This window comes from Enterobacter cloacae complex sp. SHL009, assembly GCF_049237205.1.
GTDB lineage: Bacteria > Pseudomonadota > Gammaproteobacteria > Enterobacterales > Enterobacteriaceae > Enterobacter > Enterobacter cloacae_M.
Genome location: NZ_JBMKIW010000002.1, coordinates 431717 through 452046 on the forward strand (window position 1 = coordinate 431717; position 20330 = coordinate 452046).

Here is a 20330-nt window from a genome sequence, read left to right on the forward strand (position 1 = left end):
TAAGTAATTTTCAGGAGACGGTGGGGCCGTCTCTGGTAAAATCCTCGCGGCTTTTTGTGTGACAAATAAGAACAGGACATGAAATCAGATTCTCCGTCTTTTGAAGAACAACAGTTTACGCGCGCCCAGCACCGAATCAGCATTCGGCGGCTGCTCAATCGCGATAAAACACCGCTGGCGATCCTACTGGCCGCTGCCGTGGTGGGCACTCTCGCGGGCCTGGTTGGCGTAGCGTTTGAAAAAGCGGTTAATGCCGTACTCAACTGGCGAGTGGGCACCGTGGCCGGTTTCGCCGACAGCGAATGGCTGGTCTGGATGTGGGCATTCGGGCTGTCCGCGCTGTTTGCCATGGTGGGGTATTTTCTGGTGCGTAAATTCGCGCCGGAAGCGGGGGGATCGGGCATCCCGGAAATTGAGGGCGCGCTCGAGGAGCTGCGTCCGGTGCGCTGGTGGCGGGTGATTCCGGTTAAGTTCATCGGCGGCATGGGGACTCTGGGCGCGGGAATGGTGCTTGGACGGGAAGGACCCACGGTACAGCTGGGGGGGAACGTCGGCCGCATGGTGGGCGATCTGTTTCGGATGCGAAGCGCCGAAGCGCGCCATACGCTGCTGGCAACCGGCGCGGCGGCGGGGCTTTCCGCCGCGTTTAACGCGCCGCTGGCGGGCATTTTGTTTATTATTGAAGAGATGCGCGCGCAGTTCCGCTACAACCTGATCTCGATTAAAGCGGTGTTTACCGGCGTCATTATGTCGAGCATCGTGTTTCGCATCTTTAATGGCGAGGGCGCGGTCATTGAGGTGGGTAAACTCACCAACGCGCCGGTTAATACCCTGTGGCTTTACCTGATCCTCGGCATGATTTTTGGCGTGGTGGGGCCGCTGTTTAACACCTTTATCCTGCGCGCTCAGGATATGTTCCAGCGCATTCACGGCGGGAACACCACGAAATGGGTGCTGATGGGTGGTCTGCTGGGCGGCATGTGCGGCGTACTCGGGTTTATCGAGCCGAATGCCGCAGGCGGCGGGTTCGGGCTGATTCCCATTGCGGCGGCGGGGAATTTCAGCGTGGGTCTGCTGCTGTTTATGTTTATTTCCCGGGTTATCACGACAATACTGTGCTTCTCTTCCGGCGCGCCCGGCGGGATTTTTGCCCCGATGCTGGCGCTGGGTACGCTGCTCGGGACCGCATTTGGTATGGCGGCTGAAGTGGGTTTTCCCGCCTATCACCTTGAAGCCGGGACCTTTGCGGTGGCCGGAATGGGGGCGCTGCTGGCCGCGTCCCTGCGTGCGCCCTTGACCGGGATCGTGCTGGTGCTGGAGATGACGGACAATTACCAGCTCATTTTGCCAATGATCATTACCTGTCTCGGCGCGACACTATTAGCCCAGTTCCTGGGTGGAAAACCGCTATACTCCACCATCCTCGCGCGTACCCTGGCGAAACAAGAGGCTGAACGGGCCGCCACGCAGAATACTTGAATGAATTACCAGGGTATTAGATAATGAGACAAAGAATTGGGTGAATTTTACCCAATAGCAGTATTCATGGGAGCATAAGATGAGTGATGACGTAGTAGCTGTACCGCTCGAATTTACCGAAGCAGCAGCCAACAAAGTGAAAGTCCTGATTGCCGACGAAGACAATCCGGATCTGAAACTGCGTGTCTATATTACCGGTGGCGGCTGCAGCGGCTTCCAGTATGGTTTTACCTTTGACGATCAGGTTAACGATGGCGATATGACTATCGAGAAACAGGGCGTCGCGCTGGTGGTTGACCCGATGAGCCTGCAATATCTGGTGGGTGGTTCGGTGGATTACACCGAGGGTCTGGAAGGTTCGCGCTTTGTGGTCACTAACCCGAATGCGACAAGCACCTGCGGGTGTGGATCTTCGTTCAGCATCTAAGAGAGTGCGGGCTGATGCCGTTACTCCGTCCCTTTCTCACAGGGATAGGGCGTAAATACTCAAAACGGTAACCTTGCGGTTACCGTTTTGCTTTTACCTGCCATTATCATCCAGCGCAAACGTCGGCAGCTTCAGGTGCCAGCGTATCGCCGCTAAGCGTATCACCAGCGTCACGACCATCCCCAGCATCGCGGCATTTTCCAGCGGGAGGGCAAAGGTGTAGTACGCGGTAGCGTGAACAATCCCGCCCACAATGCAGGCCGTTGCGTAAATTTCAGTACGCAGGATCATCGGCACTTCACGCGCCAGAATGTCGCGAATGATCCCACCGCCCACGCCGGTTAATACGCCCATGCAGATCGCCACCATCGGACCGGTACCCGCATTAAACGCCTTGTTGACGCCAATACCGACAAACACGGCCAGACCCACGGCATCCAGTACCGGCAATATCCACTTGGGTAAGCGGCGGGGCTGGCGAACCAGCACAATGGTTAACAGGCAGGTGACCATCGCGACCACCAGATCGGTAGGATCTTTCACCCAAAACACCGGCCCATTCGCCAGCGCCATATCGCGGATTGTCCCGCCTCCCACGGCGGTCACCACGCCGAGCACCAGCACGCCAAACGGATCCATGCGTAGTTTTCCAGCGAGCAGGACGCCGGAGATAGCAAAAACGGCTGTGCCAAGAATATCCAGCCAATAAACGAGCATCGTTAAATCCTCGAAAAGGGTCTTATGTTAGTGACTCTCTGCCAGCGCGGCACAGAGCTGTTTTGCGGCGAGGATAATACGCGGGCTGGCGCGTTCAAACCAGTCGCTGTTGAGCGGGATCACCGGAATTTTTAGCTGCCTTTGCCAGAATTGTTCAATTTTAGGAATCTCGCTCGCATTTCCGACCACGACGATGGCCTGCGGCTGGCGCGCCAGAACCTGCTCGCGGCTCACCTGCGGCCAGGGTACCCGGCTGGCAGCAAAGATGTTTTCACCGCCGCAGACTTCCAGCACCTGGTTCTGAATCGACCCTTTTCCGGTGGTGAAAAGCGGCTGGCTGCCAAACTGCAGGAAGATGCGCTTTTTAACAGGGGTATCGTATCGGGATTTCAGCGCGGCGTAGGCGCTCAGCATCTGTTTCGCCGCAGCCTCGGCTTTTTTAGGCGTAGGGCTATAGGGTGCCAGGGCGCGTAGCGCCTGAGCGACCTGCTCAATGCTGACGGCATCAATCCACATGACCTTTATGCCAAGCGAGGTGAGCTGGTTGACCTGCCGCTCGGCGTTGCCGCCGCGCCAGGCCAGCACGAGATCCGGTTTAAGCGCCACGATGCGCTCAAGGTTCATCCCCTGCCAGGTTGCCACCTGTTCAATACCCGCGGCCTGCGGTGGGTAATCCGAATAGCTACTCACGCCAACGGGCGTGATCCCGGCGGCAAACGCCAGTTCAGTATTTGCGGGAGAGAGAGTAATCACGCGCGGTAACGCATAGAGCCACAGCGGTGCGAGAAGAAGCAGGGCGGCCAGCGCCCTGACGGTATGTTTAGCCACGTGCCAGATTCTGCACCAGGCGCTCCACCATCACGGTGGACTGTTTTGCCGCAACGGTCAGGAACTCGTCGAAGCTGATGTGGGACTGCTGGTCTGCCACGTCAGAGATGGCGCGAACCACCACGAAGGGTACGCTGAAGTTATGGCAGACATGAGCGATCGCGGTCGCTTCCATCTCAACGGCAACCGCCTGAGGGAAGTTATGACGAATTTTCGCCAGCCCAACGGAGCCGTTGATGAAGGCATCACCGCTGACAATCAGACCGCGTACCGCGTTGAGGTTGAGTTCTGCGATGCAGGTCTCTGCCGCCGCAATCAGCTTGTCGTCAGCTTTAAAACCAGCAGGGCAGCCCGGGAGCTGTCCGTACTCGTAACCGAACGCGGTGACGTCGGCATCGTGGTAACGCGCTTCGTCGGAGACAACGATATCGCCCACTTTCAGCGTCGGCGCCAGGCCGCCCGCAGAGCCGGTATTCACGATCACGTCCGGCTTGCAGCGCTCAAGCAGCAGGGTTGCACCCAGCGCAGCAGCCACTTTACCGATGCCTGATTTCAGCAGAGCCACCTCAACACCGTTCAGCTGGCCGGTGTAGATCTCACAACCTCCCAGAGAGAGGGTCTGACGGTTCTCAATTTTGTCACGCAGCAGCGTAACTTCTTCTTCCATTGCACCAATAATGCCGATTTTCATAGATTTACTCGCGATGTGCCTTGTTAAGATGCATAGTCTATCATGCGGTTAAGGGGAAACGCATTCTCACGCGGGGGAGCACATGTCACCAATCGATTTTCGTACCAAAATTAACTGGCACCGACGTTTCCGTTCGCCGCAGGGCGACAAGAGCGAACATGAGATCCTGCGTATCTTCGAGAGCGATCGCGGGCGGATCGTTAACTCGCCTGCCATCCGCCGTCTGCAGCAAAAAACTCAGGTGTTCCCGCTGGAGCGTAACGCCGCGGTGCGCACGCGCTTAACCCACTCGATGGAAGTGCAGCAGGTCGGGCGCTACATTGCCAAAGAGATTTTGAGCCGTCTCAAAGAGCAGCGTTTACTGGAAGCCTATGGTCTGGACGAGCTGACGGGGCCCTTCGAGAGCATCGTTGAGATGGCCTGCCTGATGCATGACATCGGTAACCCGCCTTTCGGCCACTTTGGTGAGTCGGCGATCAATGACTGGTTTAAGCAGCGGCTTTATCCTTCGGATGCGGTAAGCCAGCCCCTCAGCGATGACCGCTGCATCGTACGCGATTTGCGCCTGCGTGAAGGTGAAGAGGGGCTGAACGATCTGCGCCGCAAGGTGCGCCAGGATTTGTGTCACTTCGAGGGCAACGCGCAGGGGATCCGGCTGGTTCATTCCCTGATGCGCATGAACCTGACCTGGGCCCAGGTCGGCTGCATTCTGAAATATACGCGCCCCGCGTGGTGGATGGGGGATACGCCCGCGTCCCATAGCTATTTAATGAAAAAACCGGGCTATTACCTTTCTGAAGAGGCCTATATTGAGCGGTTACGTAAAGAACTTTCATTGACTGCAAATGGCCGCTTTCCATTGACCTGGATTATGGAAGCCGCCGATGATATTTCCTATTGCGTTGCCGATCTGGAAGATGCCGTGGAGAAAAGAATCTTCAGCGTCGAGGAGCTTTATCAGCATCTTTACACGGCCTGGGGCACCCATGAAAAAGGCTCGCTGTTTGCGCAGGTTGTCGAAAATGCCTGGGAAAAATCGCGCTCAAATACATTAAGCCGCAGTACGGAAGACCAGTTCTTTATGTATTTGCGGGTCAATACATTAAATAAACTGGTGCCGTATGCGGCGTCGCGTTTTATTGATAATTTGCCGCTCATTTTCAGCGGGGAATTCAACCACGCGCTGCTGGAAGATGACAGCAGTTTCAGTCAACTCCTTGAGCTGTATAAACATGTGGCGATGCGACATGTATTCAGCCATCCGGATGTCGAGCAGCTGGAGCTGCAGGGCTATCGGGTAATCAGTGGGTTACTGGAAATTTATTCCCCGTTGCTTCAGCTGTCGGTCGATGAATTCAGCGAACTGGTGGAACACGAGCGCGTGCGCAGAATACCCATCGAATCGCGGCTTTATCAAAAACTCTCTACCCGGCATCGTCTGGCGTATGTCGAAGCGATTGGCAAGCTGGAACGCAACTCTCCCGAATGGCCGGTGATGGAATATTATTATCGCTGCCGTCTTATCCAGGACTATATCAGCGGCATGACGGATTTGTATGCCTGGGATGAATACCGCAAGCTGATGGCGGTGGAATAATTCCGGAGTTTTGTAAAGACGGCCAATAAATTTTTACCTTTTCCATAAACTTATCGCCGGAACTAAGCGGTATAAAACGAATCTGAGTTACACAGCAATTTTGCGTTACCTGTAAATCGAGATTGAGAAATATGAAAAAAACCACATTAGCAATGAGTGCACTGGCTCTGAGTTTAGGTTTAGCGCTGTCTCCTCTGACTGCTACTGCAGCCGAGACCGCGTCGTCGGCAGCAACCGCGCAGCAGATGCCAAGCCTGGCACCGATGCTCGAAAAAGTGATGCCATCGGTGGTGAGTATTAACGTTGAGGGCAGCACGACCGTCAATACGCCGCGTATGCCGCGTAACTTCCAGCAGTTCTTCGGCGACAACTCGCCGTTCTGCCAGGACGGTTCGCCATTCCAGAGCTCTCCGTTCTGTCAGGGCGGCGGTGCCGGGGATGACAGCCAGGGCGGCGGCCAGCAGCAGAAATTCATGGCGCTTGGCTCGGGGGTAATTATTGATGCGGCGAAAGGCTACGTCGTCACTAACAACCACGTTGTCGATAACGCGAACAGCATTAAGGTTCAGCTGAGCGATGGCCGCAAGTTTGACGCCAAAGTGGTGGGTAAAGACCCGCGCTCCGACATTGCGCTGATCCAGATTCAGGATCCGAAAAACCTGACGGCGATTAAAATCGCCGACTCTGACGCGCTGCGCGTGGGCGACTATACCGTGGCGATCGGTAACCCGTTCGGCCTGGGTGAAACCGTGACATCCGGTATCGTCTCTGCGCTGGGTCGTAGCGGCCTCAACGCGGAAAACTACGAAAACTTCATCCAGACGGATGCGGCGATCAACCGCGGTAACTCCGGCGGTGCGCTGGTGAACCTGAACGGTGAGCTGATCGGTATCAACACCGCTATCCTGGCTCCGGACGGTGGCAACATCGGTATCGGTTTTGCTATCCCTAGTAACATGGTGAAAAACCTGACCTCGCAGATGGTGCAGTATGGTCAGGTGAAACGCGGTGAGCTGGGTATCCTCGGTACGGAGCTGAACTCCGAACTGGCTAAGGCGATGAAAGTTGACGCTCAGCGCGGGGCATTCGTCAGCCAGGTGATGCCGAATTCCTCCGCGGCGAAAGCGGGCATTAAAGCGGGGGATGTGATCACCTCCCTGAACGGTAAGCCGATCAGCAGCTTTGCCGCCCTGCGTGCCGAAGTAGGCTCAATGCCGATTGGCAGTAAAGTGACCCTCGGCCTGCTGCGCGACGGTAAGCCGGTTAACGTGAGCCTGGAGCTGCAGCAGAGCAGCCAGAATCAGGTGGATTCCAGCACCATCTTCAGCGGGATTGAAGGTGCCGAGATGAGCAACAAAGGCGCAGACAAAGGCGTGGTGGTGAACAACGTGAAAGCGAATTCACCGGCAGCCCGTATCGGCCTGAAAAAAGGCGATGTGATCATGGGCGCTAACCAGCAGCCGGTGAAAAACATCGCTGAACTGCGCAAAATTCTTGAGAGCAAGCCTTCCGTACTGGCGCTGAATATTCAGCGTGGTGATACCTCTCTTTATCTGCTGATGCAGTAATTCTCTTAAGCCCCTGTTCGCAGGGGCTTTCTCGTTTCTGTGATTCTTGCCACAACTCCATACTTCTCCCTCTCTCTTTGTGCATTCGCACAATGCAGCCGTCGCTGAACTTCCCTATGCTTGAGCTCTGCTCACGGGAGGGTTACATGGCTGGCTGGCATCTTGATACAAAAATGGCGCAGGATATCGTGGCGCGCACCATGCGCATCATTGATACCAATATCAACGTAATGGATGCCCGCGGGCGCATTATTGGCAGCGGCGATCGCGAGCGTATTGGGGAATTGCACGAAGGCGCGCTGCTGGTGCTTTCTCAGGGGCGGGTCGTGGATATCGACGATGCGGTAGCGAAACACCTGCACGGCGTACGTCAGGGCATCAATTTACCGCTGCGTCTTGAAGGCGAAATTGTGGGGGTAATCGGCCTCACCGGCGAGCCCGAGTCACTGCGAAAATACGGTGAGCTGGTCTGTATGACGGCAGAGATGATGCTGGAGCATTCGCGCCTGATGCACCTGCTTGCCCAGGACAGCCGCCTGCGTGAAGAGCTGGTGATGAACCTTATTCAGGCGGAAGAGCATACGCCTGCGCTCAGCGAATGGGCGCAGCGTCTGGGGATCGATCTCAACCAGCCGCGCGTGGTGGCGGTCATTGAGGTCGATAGCGGCCAGGTTGGCGTGGACAGCGCGATGGCCGAGCTGCAGCAGCTGCAAAATGCGCTGGCGACGCCGGAGCGCGACAACCTTGTAGCGATAGTCTCACTGACGGAAATGGTGGTGCTCAAGCCCGCGCTCAATCAGTTTGGACGCTGGGATGCAGACGATCATCGCCGTCGCGTGGAGCTGCTGATCTCCCGGATGGAGGAGAACGGCCAGCTGCGTTTTCGCGTTGCGCTGGGCAACTACTTTACCGGGCCGGGCAGTATCGCCCGCTCCTGGCGTACCGCGCGCACCACCATGATGGTGGGCAAGCAGCGGATGCCGGAGAGCCGCAGCTATTTTTATCAGGACCTGATGCTGCCGGTGCTGCTCGACAGCCTGCGCGGGGGCTGGCAGGCCAATGAGCTGGCGCGGCCATTGGCGCGTCTGAAAGCCATGGACAACAACGGCCTGCTGCGCCGGACGCTGCAGGCGTGGTTCCGCCATAACGTGCAGCCGCTGGCGACCTCGAAGGCGCTGTTTATTCACCGCAATACGCTTGAGTATCGGTTAAACCGGATTTCAGAGCTGACGGGGCTGGATCTGGGAAACTTTGACGACAGGCTGCTGCTGTATGTGGCGCTTCAGCTGGACGAACAGAGATGACTGAGTGCGGTCTGGTGCACTTACCCCATCCCTCTCCGACGGGGAGAGGGCGCAAACACTAAAAACGGCAATCAAGGATTGCCGTTTTGCTTTTATTTCCGCGTTAATTTCTCAAGATCCGCTTCAATCTCGCTGATCTTATTTGTTACAACGCTTTCAAGGTGACGCAGATCGTCAAGGATCTTACGCTTGAGATCGACTTCGGTGCGGTCGCGCTGGCAGATCTGATCGAGTTCATCGATCACATAGCGCAGGTTAGGGCTGATTTCCTGTACTTCTTTGTAGCCCTGTCCTACACCGTCAGCCACAACGGTCTTACGCTGGCGTGGATATTTAAACTTCACGCTTTTGGCGAAAAACTCTCCTTTGTCCTTGTGAAAATAGATTTTCAGAATATCGTTATTGGCTTCCTGACGGAGGCTGTAACGATCAATTTCATCAGGATTGGTAATGCCCAGACTTTTCAGATTATCGTACATAGCGGTACCCTTGATCTCAACATAACCTTTGAATAATTAACGAAAAAATCTATTTTCGCCACCCTCAGATATAAAAAAAGCGGGGTTGCCCCCGCTTTTTGTTATACCCGATTAATCGATGGTGCGCAGCAATTCGTTGATGCCCACTTTACCGCGCGTTTTCGCATCCACTTTCTTCACGATAACCGCACAGTACAGGCTGTATTTGCCATCTTTTGACGGCAGGTTGCCGGAAACCACCACGGAGCCCGCCGGAACGCGACCGTAGTGAACTTCACCGGTTTCACGGTCGTAAATACGGGTGCTCTGACCGATGTAAACGCCCATGGAGATCACGGAACCTTCTTCAACGATCACGCCTTCAACCACTTCAGAGCGCGCGCCGATGAAGCAGTTGTCTTCGATAATGGTCGGGTTAGCCTGCAGTGGCTCCAGAACACCACCGATGCCCACGCCGCCGGACAGGTGAACGTTTTTACCGATCTGCGCGCAGGAACCGACGGTCGCCCAGGTGTCAACCATCGTGCCTTCGTCAACGTAGGCACCGATGTTCACGTAGGATGGCATCAGCACGGTATTGCGTGCGATGAATGCACCCTGACGTACTGCCGCAGGCGGTACCACGCGGAAACCTTCTTTCTGGAAACGCGCTTCGTCGTAGTCAGCGAATTTCATTGGCACTTTATCGAAGTAGCGGCTTTCTGCTCCGTCGATAACCTGGTTATCGTTGATGCGGAAAGAGAGCAGCACGGCTTTCTTCAGCCATTGATGAGTGACCCACTGACCGTCGATTTTTTCTGCCACGCGCAGCGCGCCTGAATCCAGAAGGGAAATCACCTGGTTTACCGCTTCACGGGTCACGGTATCCACATTTGCCGGGGTAATCTCGGCGCGACGCTCAAAAGCGGACTCAATAACGTTCTGTAACTGCTGCATTGTTTACTCTTTCCATTTCACTAAAAAACATATCACCCTTTATCGTTTGGATTGAGGGCTGCTGTCAACCGTTGTTGCACTTCAAGCTGCAGGTCATTATTAAGGGCACGCCGGTCCGCTGTCGCGATTATAAATAAATCTTCTACTCGCTCGCCAATCGTTGTAATTCGGGCCCCATGGAGCGAAATTCCCAGATCGGCAAAAACCTGGCCGACGCGAGCAAGCAGCCCCGGCTGGTCGAGCGCGATCAGCTCCAGGAACGATTTACGGTCGGTGTGGGTCGGCAGGAAATTGACCTCGGTATCGACGGTAAAGTGGCGCAATTTCGCCGGCTGGCGACGCGGCTGCGGGGGCTGCCAGCTGCGCTGGGTAATCGCCTGTTCCAGACCAAAACGTATCCCTTCATGCCTGTCCGACGAGAGCGGGCTGCCGTCCGGCTCAAGCACGATAAAGGTGTCCATCGCCATGCCGTCGCGGGTGGTGAAAATCTGCGCGTCGTGAACGCTCAGGTTACGCCTGTCCAGCTCGGCGCAGACCGCAGCAAACAGGTAAGGTCGGTCCGGGCTCCAGATGAAAATCTCCGTCCCGCCGCGGGTGGCCTGCGGGCTCAGCAGGATCATCGGCTGGGACAGATCGTGCTTGAGCAGATGCCGCGCGTGCCACGCAAGCTGGTTTGGACTATGGCGGACAAAATAGTTGGCGCGGCAGCGGGCCCAAATCTGATGCAGCGCCTCTTCATCAATATTATCCATCCGCAGCAGCGCCAGCGCCTGCAGCTGGTGATGACGCACGCGTTCGCGCATGTCCGGGGTGTTTTGCATCCCGCGACGCAGCTGTTTTTCGGTGGCGAAGTACAGCTCGCGCAGCAGGCTCTGCTTCCAGCTGTTCCACAGGGTCTCGTTGGTGGCGCAGATATCGGCCACCGTCAGGCAGACCAGATAGCGCAGACGGTTTTCCGTCTGAACCTCTTCAGCGAACTGCTTGATCACTTCCGGATCCTGAATGTCACGACGCTGCGCGGTGACTGACATCAGCAGGTGATGGCGCACCAGCCAGGCCACCAGCTGCGTTTCACGCGAGTTCAGGCCGTGCAGTTCGGCAAATTTCAGCACGTCCTGCGCGCCCAGCACCGAGTGGTCACCGCCGCGACCTTTGGCGATATCGTGGAACAGGGCGGCAATCAGGATCAGTTCCGGATGGGTCAGGCGCGGCCACAGCTCCACGCAGAGCGGGTGGCGGGAGCGCGTCTCTTCTTTCGCAAAGCTTTCCAGCTTGAGCATCACGCGGATCGTGTGTTCATCCACCGTGTAGGCGTGGAACAGATCGAACTGCATTTGCCCGACAATGTGCGACCACTGCGGCATATAGGCCCACAGCACGCTGTGGCGGTGCATTGGCAGCAGGCCGCGGCTGACGGCGCCCGGGTGGCGGAGCATGCTCAGGAACAGCGAACGCGCTTCCGGGATATAGCACAGCGGCTGCGTCAAATGACGGCGCGCATGGCGCAGATGGCGCAGGGTGGTGGAGTAGATGCCTGTGATGGTGCTGTTGCGCACCATGGTGTAGAACATCCGCAGAATCGCTTCCGGCTCACGGATAAACAGCGTTTCGTCGCGCAGGTCGATAAGCGTGCCGCGCAGCTGGAATTCGTCATCAATCGGGCGCGGTTTTTCGTCCGCCGTCAGGGCCAGAATGGCCTCGTCGAACAGCTGCAACAGCATCTGGTTCAGCTCGGTCACCCGGCGTGTGACGCGGAAGAAATCCTTCATCATGTGCTCAACCGGCTCGTTGCCTTCGCCCTGATAATTCAGGCGCTGCGCCACGCTGAGCTGGCGGTCGAACAGCAGGCGGTTATCGTAGCGGGTGACTTCCAGATGCAGGGCAAACCGGATGCGCCACAGCAGGTGCAGGCACTCGTTCAGCTCGTTACGCTCGGCCTCGGTTAAAAAGCCGAAGCCGACCATCTCGTCCATCGAGGTGGCGCCAAAATGGCGGCGGGCGACCCACTGCAGGGTGTGGATGTCGCGCAGGCCGCCTGGGCTGCTTTTAATATCGGGTTCAAGATTATAGCTGGTGCCGTGGTAGCGCTGGTGGCGCTGATTTTGCTCCTCGACCTTCGCGGCGAAGAACTTTTCTGACGGCCAGAAGCCGTCGCTGAAGATGTGTTTTTGCAGCTCCAGGAACAGAGCGACGTCACCAATCAGCAGGCGGGTTTCAATCAGGTTGGTGGCGACGGTCAGGTCCGATAACCCTTCCAGCAGACACTCTTCCAGGGTGCGCACGCTGTGGCCGACTTCCAGCTTTACGTCCCAGAGCAGCGTCAGCAGTTCGCCAATTTTTTGCGCCTGTTCGTCCGGCAGCTTTTTGCGGCTTAAGATCAGCAGATCGATATCGGAAAGCGGATGCAGCTCACCGCGGCCATAGCCCCCGACGGCAACCAGCGCAACGTCGCTGATTTGCCCAAACCCGTAATCGATCCACAGGCGCTGCAGCAGCTGGTCGATAAATTCGGTGCGCGCTTCAATGAGCTGCTCGGCCGACACGCCTGCGTCGAACGCGCTGCCCAGCCAGCGATGGAAAACATCCATATGGGCTTTAATATGCGCGCAGGTCAGCTCGTGCGACGGCCAGACGCCCGGGTTATCGGGCTGGTCGGGGAGGGTGGGAAGTGCTGTGTTAGCATACTGTTCGGGTAAAAGATTACTCATCGTGCGCCACCCATAAGAAAAAGCTATAGCCATTAAAAAAGCCGGCATTTGCCGGCTTTTTTATCATTCATCGTGCGTCAGTATCGCCGGGATGGTGTCATCCTTGCGCAACGTCATAATTTCGCAGCCGTTGTCTGTTACCACAATAGTATGCTCGTACTGCGCAGACAAGCTTCTGTCTTTGGTTTTCACCGTCCAGCCGTCTTTCATGGTACGGATGCGATAGTCACCCGCGTTGACCATCGGCTCAATGGTAAAGGTCATGCCTTTTTGCAGCACCACGCCGCCGTCATCTGCGTCATAGTGCAGGACCTGCGGTTCTTCATGGAAGACGCGACCAATGCCGTGACCGCAGTACTCGCGCACCACGGAGAAACCTTCTGCTTCCACAAACTTCTGGATTGCTGCACCGATGGTACGCAGGCGAATACCCGGTTTAACCATTTTCAGCGCCAGATAGAGGCTCTCTTGCGTCACTTTGCACAGACGCTCGCCAAGAATAGTCGGCTTGCCAACGATGAACATTTTTGAGGTGTCACCGTGGTATTCGTCTTTAATGACGGTCACGTCGATGTTAACGATGTCGCCGTCTTTCAGCAGTTTTTCATCGTCCGGAATACCGTGACACACCACTTCATTAATAGAGATGCAGACGGATTTCGGGAAACCGTGGTAGCCGAGGCAGGCGGAAACCGCGTGCTGCTCGTTCACGATATAGTCGTTACAGATACGGTCCAGTTCACCGGTGCTGACGCCCGGCTTCACGAACGGCTCGATCATTTCCAGCACTTCCGCGGCCAGACGACCGGCGACGCGCATCTTTTCAATTTCTTCAGGTGTCTTAATAGAGATAGCCATGTAATCTGTCCATCGGTGTCGATTTTTTCGACAATACTAGTCTAAGTGTCGTCAATGGTATCAGTCAGGCACGCTCCGTGCCAAATTGAGAATCATTAACAGCACACTCCGCCAACAACAGTTGGTTTCTGATCGTGTTTTGTGGTATAAAGCGCGCCGGACTTCCGATCCATCTCAGATACACAGGCTGGACGGAAGCGACAAATCTCACTTTGTGTAACAACACACACGTATCGGCACATATTCCGGGGTGCCCTTCGGGGTCGGTAATATGGGATACGTGGAGGCATAACCCCAACTTTCAATATAGAGGTTTTAAACATGGCAACTGTTTCCATGCGCGACATGCTCAAGGCTGGTGTTCACTTTGGTCACCAGACCCGTTACTGGAACCCGAAAATGAAGCCTTTCATCTTCGGCGCACGTAACAAAGTTCACATCATCAACCTTGAGAAAACTGTACCAATGTTCAACGAAGCCCTGGCTGAGCTGAACAAGATCTCTTCCCGTAAAGGTAAGATTCTGTTCGTTGGTACTAAGCGCGCTGCAAGCGAAGCTGTGAAAGATGCTGCTAACAGCTGCGACCAGTTCTTCGTGAACCATCGCTGGTTGGGCGGCATGCTGACCAACTGGAAAACTGTTCGTCAGTCCATCAAACGCCTGAAAGATCTGGAAACCCAGTCTCAGGACGGTACTTTCGACAAGCTGACTAAGAAAGAAGCGCTGATGCGCACTCGTGAACTGGACAAGCTGGAAAACAGCCTGGGCGGTATCAAAGATATGGGCGGCCTGCCAGACGCGCTGTTCGTAATCGATGCAGACCACGAGCACATCGCAATCAAAGAAGCTAACAACCTGGGTATCCCGGTATTCGCTATCGTTGATACCAACTCCGATCCGGACGGTGTTGACTTCGTTATCCCGGGTAACGACGACGCAATCCGTGCTGTTAGCCTGTACCTGAGCGCTGTAGCTGCTACCGTTCGTGAAGGCCGTTCCCAGGATCTGGCTTCTCAGGCGGAAGAAAGCTTCGTAGAAGCTGAATAATAAGGTTTTACCCCTTATTAGTACCGTGTATGAATAGGGGCCCATTACCGGCCCCTTTTTTCAATTTACACTGTTTGGCCTCCGGCCGGGCAGTTCACATCTCCCGAGGATTTAAGAATGGCTGAAATTACCGCATCCCTGGTAAAAGAGCTGCGCGAGCGTACTGGCGCAGGCATGATGGATTGCAAAAAAGCGCTGACTGAAGCGAACGGCGACATCGAGCTGGCAATCGAAAACATGCGTAAATCCGGTGCGATCAAAGCAGCTAAAAAAGCAGGCAACGTTGCTGCTGACGGCGTGATCATCACTAAGATCGACGGCAACTACGGCATCATTCTGGAAGTTAACTGCCAGACTGACTTCGTTGCTAAAGATGGTGGTTTCCAGGCATTTGCTAACAAAGTTCTGGACGCAGCTGTTGCTGGTAAAATCACTGACGTTGAAGTTCTGAAAGCACAGTTCGAAGAAGAACGTGTTGCGCTGGTTGCTAAAATCGGTGAGAACATCAACATCCGTCGCGTATCTTCTCTGGAAGGCGACGTTCTGGGCTCTTACCAGCACGGTGCACGTATCGGTGTTCTGGTTGCGGCTAAAGGTGCAGACGAAGAGCTGGTTAAACAGCTGGCTATGCACATCGCTGCAAGCAAACCAGAATTCGTTAAGCCAGAAGACGTGTCTGCTGAAGTGGTAGAGAAAGAGTACCAGGTTCAGCTGGACATCGCGATGCAGTCTGGTAAGCCAAAAGAAATCGCAGAGAAAATGGTTGAAGGCCGCATGAAGAAATTCACCGGCGAAGTTTCTCTGACTGGCCAGCCATTCGTAATGGACCCAAGCAAGTCTGTTGCTCAGCTGCTGAAAGAGCACAACGCTGACGTAACTGGCTTCATCCGCTTCGAAGTGGGCGAAGGCATCGAGAAAGTTGAGACTGACTTCGCAGCAGAAGTTGCTGCAATGTCCAAGCAGTCTTAATGATTGAAAAGGAGCCGCCTGAGGGCGGCTTCTTTTTGTCACCCGTCACAGGAAATCAGACAGGCTCCAGTATCGCTGTGCTGATTTGCGGCATATCATGTCGCCAGAATTAACCCCCATCTTAATCGTTGACAGTCTCAGGAAAGAAACATGGCTACCAATGCAAAACCCGTGTACAAACGCATTCTGCTTAAGCTGAGTGGCGAAGCGCTGCAGGGATCGGAAGGCTTCGGTATTGACGCAAGCATCCTTGATCGCATGGCACAGGAAATCAAAGAACTGGTCGAACTGGGTATCCAGGTTGGCGTGGTCATTGGCGGTGGCAACCTTTTCCGTGGTGCTGGTCTGGCGAAAGCGGGGATGAACCGCGTAGTGGGCGACCACATGGGTATGCTGGCAACCGTCATGAATGGCCTGGCAATGCGTGATGCACTGCATCGCGCCTATGTGAATGCCCGCCTGATGTCCGCGATTCCGCTGAATGGCGTTTGCGATAATTACAGCTGGGCAGAGGCTATCAGCCTGCTGCGCAATAACCGCGTGGTGATCCTCTCCGCCGGTACGGGTAACCCGTTCTTTACAACCGATTCCGCCGCCTGCCTGCGCGGTATCGAGATCGAAGCCGATGTGGTACTGAAAGCGACCAAAGTAGACGGCGTGTTTACTGCCGACCCGGCAAAAGATCCTTCTGCCACCATGTACGATCAGCTGAGCTACAGCGAAGTGCTGGATAAAGAGCTGAAAGTGATGGATCTTGCCGCCTTCACGCTGGCTCGCGACCACAAACTGCCGATCCGTGTCTTCAACATGAATAAGCCTGGCGCACTGCGTCGCGTGGTCATGGGCGAAAAAGAAGGCACTTTGATCACGGAATAATTTCCGTTGACGATAAATACAGGTAAGATTCCGCTTTATTTTGTAGTGGTATCTTACCCGGGCGCGCCTTTGGCGTTGTCATGAATTAAACGCGACTATACTTAGCACACCTGTAGCGCTGTGCTGGCGGATAGTCTGCCTGAGACAAGTTTTCAAGGATTCGTAACGTGATTAACGACATCAGAAAAGATGCTGAAGTACGCATGGACAAATGCGTAGAAGCGTTCAAAAACCAAATCAGCAAAATCCGTACTGGCCGTGCTTCCCCAAGCCTGCTGGATGGCATCATCGTAGAATATTACGGTACGCCAACCCCTCTGCGCCAGCTGGCGAGCGTGACGGTAGAAGATACCCGTACGCTGAAAATTAACGTCTTCGACCGCTCTATGAGCCCGGCCGTTGAGAAAGCGATTATGGCCTCTGACCTCGGACTGAACCCAAGCTCTGCGGGCGCAGACATCCGTGTTCCACTGCCTCCGCTGACGGAAGAGCGTCGTAAAGATCTGATCAAAGTCGTTCGTGGCGAAGCTGAGCAGGGTCGTGTATCCGTGCGTAACGTACGTCGCGACGCGAACGATAAAGTGAAAGCACTGCTGAAAGAAAAAGAGATCAGCGAAGATGACGATCGTCGTTCTCAGGACGACATTCAGAAAATGACCGACGCGGCCATCAAGAAAATTGATGCGGCGCTGGCAGAAAAAGAAGCGGAACTGATGCAGTTCTGATTTCTGTCGTACACTGATAAACGCCGTTCAGAGGGACTTCAGGTCTTGCTGGCGGCGTTTTGCTTTTATCTGGTCTAACTTTTTTCGGGCATCCCATGAAGCATTTAATACTCCTCGGCTCAACCGGCTCTATCGGTTGCAGCACTCTCGACGTCGTTCGCCATAATCCTGAACTTTACACCGTGACAGCGCTGGTGGCCGGTAAGAATGTGCAGCGAATGGTCGAGCAGTGCCTGGAGTTTGCGCCCCGCTATGCGGTGATGGATGACGAAGAGAGCGCACGTCTGCTGAAAGCACAGCTGCGTGAAAAGGGCTGCCGAACCGAAGTGCTGAGTGGCCAGCAGGCGGCCTGCGAGATGGCGGCGCTGGACGAGGTGGATCAGGTGATGGCGGCCATTGTCGGCGCGGCAGGGCTGCTGCCGACGCTTGCCGCGATTGATGCCGGTAAGGATGTTTTGCTGGCCAATAAAGAGTCGCTGGTCACCTGCGGACGCCTGTTTATGGATGCGGTGAAGCAGCGCGGCGCGCGTCTTTTGCCGGTCGACAGCGAGCACAACGCGATTTTTCAGAGTTTACCGCAACCTTTTCAACAGAACCTGGGGTACGCTGACCTGGAGCAGAATGGCGTGGTGTCTATTCTGCTTACCGGGTCTGGTGGCCCGTTCCGTGAAACGCCACTGTCTGAACTGCGTGCGATGACGCCGGATCAGGCGTGCCGTCATCCGAACTGGTCGATGGGGCGTAAAATCTCCGTTGATTCTGCCACCATGATGAACAAAGGTCTGGAATACATTGAAGCACGCTGGCTGTTTAATGCGTCAGCGAAACAGATGGAAGTACTGATTCACCCGCAATCGGTGATTCACTCGATGGTGCGTTATCAGGATGGCAGCGTGCTGGCACAGCTGGGCGAGCCGGATATGCGTACGCCGATTGCCCATTCAATGGCGTGGCCAAATCGAGTGAAATCCGGCGTGAAGCCGCTTGATTTCTGCAAGCTAAGTTCCCTGACGTTCAGTGAACCAGACTACGACCGCTATCCTTGTCTGAAGCTTGCGATGAATGCCTTTGACCAGGGGCAGGCGGCGACGACGGCACTTAATGCAGCCAATGAAATTACCGTTGAGGCATTTCTGAATCAGCAAATTCGTTTTACCGATATCGCGTCGTTAAATTTATCGGTACTGGAGATGATGGATTTGCGCGAACCACAAAGCGTGGAAGAGGTGCTGGCGGTGGATGCAGCTGCGCGTAATATTGCGCGCCAACAGGTGACACGTCTCGCAAGCTGGTGATAAAGCAAGCACTAGTCGTCGTGCTATTTGTTAGCGTTGGGCTTCAGTGATATAGTCTGCGCCACCTGATCGCAGGTATTTGACTTAATGTGGTCAGGTGAGCCGTGGTTTGACACGGCTTTTTTATGTATAGGCTTCAGTATTCCTGAGTACCGTTAAATCCTTTTCAGGGACAAAAAACGCGTTATGTTGTCTGCGAATCAACCAATAAGCGAAAATTTGCCAGCTCATGGCTGCCGTCATGTAGCAATCATTATGGATGGCAATGGCCGCTGGGCGAAAAGACAAGGGAAGATACGAGCCTTTGGGCATAAAGCGGGGGCGAAATCCGTTCGCCGCGCCGTTTCTTTTGCCGCTAACAACGGCATTGATGCGTTAACGCTCTATGCTTTTAGCAGTGAAAACTGGAATCGACCTCTGCAGGAAGTGACTGCGTTGATGGAATTGTTTGTGTGGGCGCTAGACAGCGAAGTAAAAAGCCTGCACCGCCACAACGTTCGCCTGCGCATCATTGGCGATACCAGTCGTTTTAACTCACGTTTGCAGGAACGGATTCGTAAAGCTGAAGCGCTGACGGAAAATAATACCGGTCTTACGCTGAATATTGCGGCGAATTACGGCGGACGCTGGGATATTATCCAGGGCGTTCGGCATCTGGCCGAACAGGTTCAGGAAGGGCTATTGAGACCCGACCAAATTGATGAAGAGGCGCTGAGCAAGCAAATCTGCATGAATGAACAGGCACCTGTGGATTTGGTAATTAGGACAGGGGGGGAACATCGCATAAGTAACTTTTTGATATGGCAAATTGCCTATGCCGAACTTTACTTTACGGATGTTCTTTGGCCCGATTTTGATGAACAAGACTTTGAAGGTGCGCTGCATGCCTTTGCCAATCGAGAGCGTCGTTTCGGCGGCACCGAGCCTGGTGGCGACAAAGCCTGATGGGGGTAGCTTTTGCTGAAGTATCGCCTGATTTCCGCTTTTGTATTAATACCCATTGTCATAGCGGCGCTGTTTTTACTGCCCCCGGTGGGATTCGCTATTGTCACGCTGGTGGTGTGCATGCTTGCCGCGTGGGAATGGGGACAGTTTAGCGGCTTTACCTCGCGCACTCAGCGAGTATGGCTTGCGGTACTTTGTGGCTTTATCCTGGCCATAATGCTGTTTACGTTGCCTGAGTATCACCATGATATTCATCAGCCCCTGGTTGCCGGTTCCTTGTGGATATCGCTGGCCTGGTGGGTTGCCGCGCTGTTGCTGGTTCTTTTTTATCCGGGTTCAGCGGCATTATGGCGTAATTCAAAAGTGCTGCGACTGATTTTTGGCTTGCTCACAATTATTCCTTTTTTCTGGGGTATGGTTGCGCTGCGAGCTTGGCACTACGACGAAAACCACTACAGCGGTGCGATCTGGCTGCTTTATGTGATGATTCTGGTCTGGGGGGCTGACTCCGGGGCCTATATGTTTGGTAAACTGTTTGGCAAACATAAGCTGGCACCGAAGGTTTCCCCGGGCAAAACCTGGCAAGGATTCATCGGCGGCCTGTTTACGGCAGCGATCATCTCCTGGGGCTACGGCGTCTGGGCGAATCTTGAAGTGGCACCGTCAATACTGCTGGTGTGCTCGATTTTTGCTGCGCTTGCCTCCGTGCTCGGTGATTTAACCGAAAGTATGTTTAAGCGTGAAGCAGGGATTAAGGACAGCGGACACCTGATTCCAGGGCATGGCGGTATACTGGATCGCATTGATAGCCTGACAGCGGCTGTTCCAGTGTTTGCGTGTTTGCTTTTACTGGTATTCGGGACGATTTAACGGAAGGTTTT

Annotated in this window: 19 protein-coding genes; 12 read left to right on the forward strand and 7 right to left on the reverse strand. The window is 54.8% G+C overall.

Annotated elements, in window-relative coordinates; translation table 11 throughout:
* The first annotated feature begins 78 nt into the window (after window positions 1-78).
* Window positions 79-1479 carry a H(+)/Cl(-) exchange transporter ClcA gene (gene clcA / locus ACOTZC_RS08475; protein ID WP_163354433.1) on the forward strand — a complete coding sequence of 467 codons (1401 nt, stop codon included), beginning with the start codon at window positions 79-81 and terminating at the stop codon, window positions 1477-1479.
* Window positions 1480-1558: 79 nt separating this feature from the next.
* Window positions 1559-1906, forward strand: a complete 348-nt coding sequence (gene erpA / locus ACOTZC_RS08480; RefSeq protein ID WP_023310446.1) for an iron-sulfur cluster insertion protein ErpA — start codon at window positions 1559-1561, stop codon at window positions 1904-1906.
* Window positions 1907-1999: 93 nt separating this feature from the next.
* Here erpA and ACOTZC_RS08485 read toward each other — a convergent pair whose 3' ends face one another.
* Genes ACOTZC_RS08485 through mtnN form a run of 3 tightly spaced genes read right to left on the reverse strand, consistent with a single transcriptional unit; the run spans window position 2000 to window position 4142 of the window.
* The gene (locus tag ACOTZC_RS08485; protein WP_023310447.1) at window positions 2000-2623 is read right to left on the reverse strand and encodes a TRIC cation channel family protein; all 624 of its coding nucleotides are present in this window, start codon (window positions 2621-2623) and stop codon (window positions 2000-2002) included.
* Window positions 2624-2650: 27 nt separating this feature from the next.
* Complete coding sequence (gene btuF, locus ACOTZC_RS08490; protein WP_023310448.1) at window positions 2651-3451, reverse strand: vitamin B12 ABC transporter substrate-binding protein BtuF; 801 nt, start codon at window positions 3449-3451, stop codon at window positions 2651-2653.
* The gene (mtnN, locus tag ACOTZC_RS08495; RefSeq protein WP_047173306.1) at window positions 3444-4142 is read right to left on the reverse strand and encodes a 5'-methylthioadenosine/S-adenosylhomocysteine nucleosidase; all 699 of its coding nucleotides are present in this window, start codon (window positions 4140-4142) and stop codon (window positions 3444-3446) included. The genes btuF and mtnN overlap by 8 nt, the downstream gene beginning before the upstream one ends.
* Before the next feature lie 82 nt (window positions 4143-4224).
* Here mtnN and dgt point away from each other — a divergent pair, with 82 nt between their 5' ends.
* The 3 genes from dgt (at window position 4225) to ACOTZC_RS08510 (ending at window position 8611) form a co-directional block, all read left to right on the forward strand.
* A complete protein-coding gene (gene dgt, locus ACOTZC_RS08500) occupies window positions 4225-5739 on the forward strand; it encodes a dGTPase (protein WP_163354436.1) in 1515 nt (504 codons plus the stop codon).
* A 131-nt stretch (window positions 5740-5870) separates the two neighbouring features.
* Entirely contained in the window at window positions 5871-7307 is a 1437-nt protein-coding gene (gene degP / locus ACOTZC_RS08505) for a serine endoprotease DegP (protein WP_023310451.1), read from the forward strand.
* Between the two features lie 146 nt (window positions 7308-7453).
* Window positions 7454-8611, forward strand: a complete 1158-nt coding sequence (locus ACOTZC_RS08510) for a CdaR family transcriptional regulator (protein ID WP_421635712.1) — start codon at window positions 7454-7456, stop codon at window positions 8609-8611.
* A 92-nt stretch (window positions 8612-8703) separates the two neighbouring features.
* Here the strand turns inward: ACOTZC_RS08510 and ACOTZC_RS08515 are convergent, their stop codons facing one another.
* The 4 genes from ACOTZC_RS08515 to map form a co-directional block, all read right to left on the reverse strand.
* Window positions 8704-9090, reverse strand: a complete 387-nt coding sequence (locus ACOTZC_RS08515) for a DUF3461 family protein (protein ID WP_014168696.1) — start codon at window positions 9088-9090, stop codon at window positions 8704-8706.
* Between the two features lie 111 nt (window positions 9091-9201).
* A complete protein-coding gene (dapD, locus tag ACOTZC_RS08520; protein WP_008501915.1) occupies window positions 9202-10026 on the reverse strand; it encodes a 2,3,4,5-tetrahydropyridine-2,6-dicarboxylate N-succinyltransferase in 825 nt (274 codons plus the stop codon).
* Window positions 10027-10058: 32 nt separating this feature from the next.
* The gene (glnD, locus tag ACOTZC_RS08525) at window positions 10059-12734 is read right to left on the reverse strand and encodes a bifunctional uridylyltransferase/uridylyl-removing protein GlnD (protein WP_029741204.1); all 2676 of its coding nucleotides are present in this window, start codon (window positions 12732-12734) and stop codon (window positions 10059-10061) included.
* 63 nt (window positions 12735-12797) lie between these two features.
* A complete protein-coding gene (map, locus tag ACOTZC_RS08530; protein WP_023310454.1) occupies window positions 12798-13592 on the reverse strand; it encodes a type I methionyl aminopeptidase in 795 nt (264 codons plus the stop codon).
* A 321-nt stretch (window positions 13593-13913) separates the two neighbouring features.
* Between map and rpsB the strand changes: the two genes are divergently transcribed.
* The 7 genes from rpsB to cdsA all read left to right on the forward strand — a co-directional run bounded on the left by rpsB (window position 13914) and on the right by cdsA (window position 20319).
* Window positions 13914-14639 carry a 30S ribosomal protein S2 gene (gene rpsB, locus ACOTZC_RS08535; RefSeq protein WP_003856207.1) on the forward strand — a complete coding sequence of 242 codons (726 nt, stop codon included), beginning with the start codon at window positions 13914-13916 and terminating at the stop codon, window positions 14637-14639.
* 117 nt (window positions 14640-14756) lie between these two features.
* Entirely contained in the window at window positions 14757-15608 is an 852-nt protein-coding gene (gene tsf, locus ACOTZC_RS08540; protein ID WP_014882627.1) for a translation elongation factor Ts, read from the forward strand.
* 150 nt (window positions 15609-15758) lie between these two features.
* The gene (gene pyrH / locus ACOTZC_RS08545; protein WP_008501910.1) at window positions 15759-16484 is read left to right on the forward strand and encodes a UMP kinase; all 726 of its coding nucleotides are present in this window, start codon (window positions 15759-15761) and stop codon (window positions 16482-16484) included.
* A 167-nt stretch (window positions 16485-16651) separates the two neighbouring features.
* The gene (gene frr, locus ACOTZC_RS08550; protein ID WP_003856180.1) at window positions 16652-17209 is read left to right on the forward strand and encodes a ribosome recycling factor; all 558 of its coding nucleotides are present in this window, start codon (window positions 16652-16654) and stop codon (window positions 17207-17209) included.
* Window positions 17210-17304: 95 nt separating this feature from the next.
* Window positions 17305-18504 carry a 1-deoxy-D-xylulose-5-phosphate reductoisomerase gene (gene ispC / locus ACOTZC_RS08555; protein ID WP_239631945.1) on the forward strand — a complete coding sequence of 400 codons (1200 nt, stop codon included), beginning with the start codon at window positions 17305-17307 and terminating at the stop codon, window positions 18502-18504.
* A 186-nt stretch (window positions 18505-18690) separates the two neighbouring features.
* A complete protein-coding gene (gene ispU / locus ACOTZC_RS08560) occupies window positions 18691-19449 on the forward strand; it encodes a (2E,6E)-farnesyl-diphosphate-specific ditrans,polycis-undecaprenyl-diphosphate synthase (protein ID WP_024907522.1) in 759 nt (252 codons plus the stop codon).
* A gap of 12 nt (window positions 19450-19461) precedes the next feature.
* Entirely contained in the window at window positions 19462-20319 is an 858-nt protein-coding gene (cdsA, locus tag ACOTZC_RS08565; RefSeq protein ID WP_023310457.1) for a phosphatidate cytidylyltransferase, read from the forward strand.
* Window positions 20320-20330: the final 11 nt, after the last annotated feature.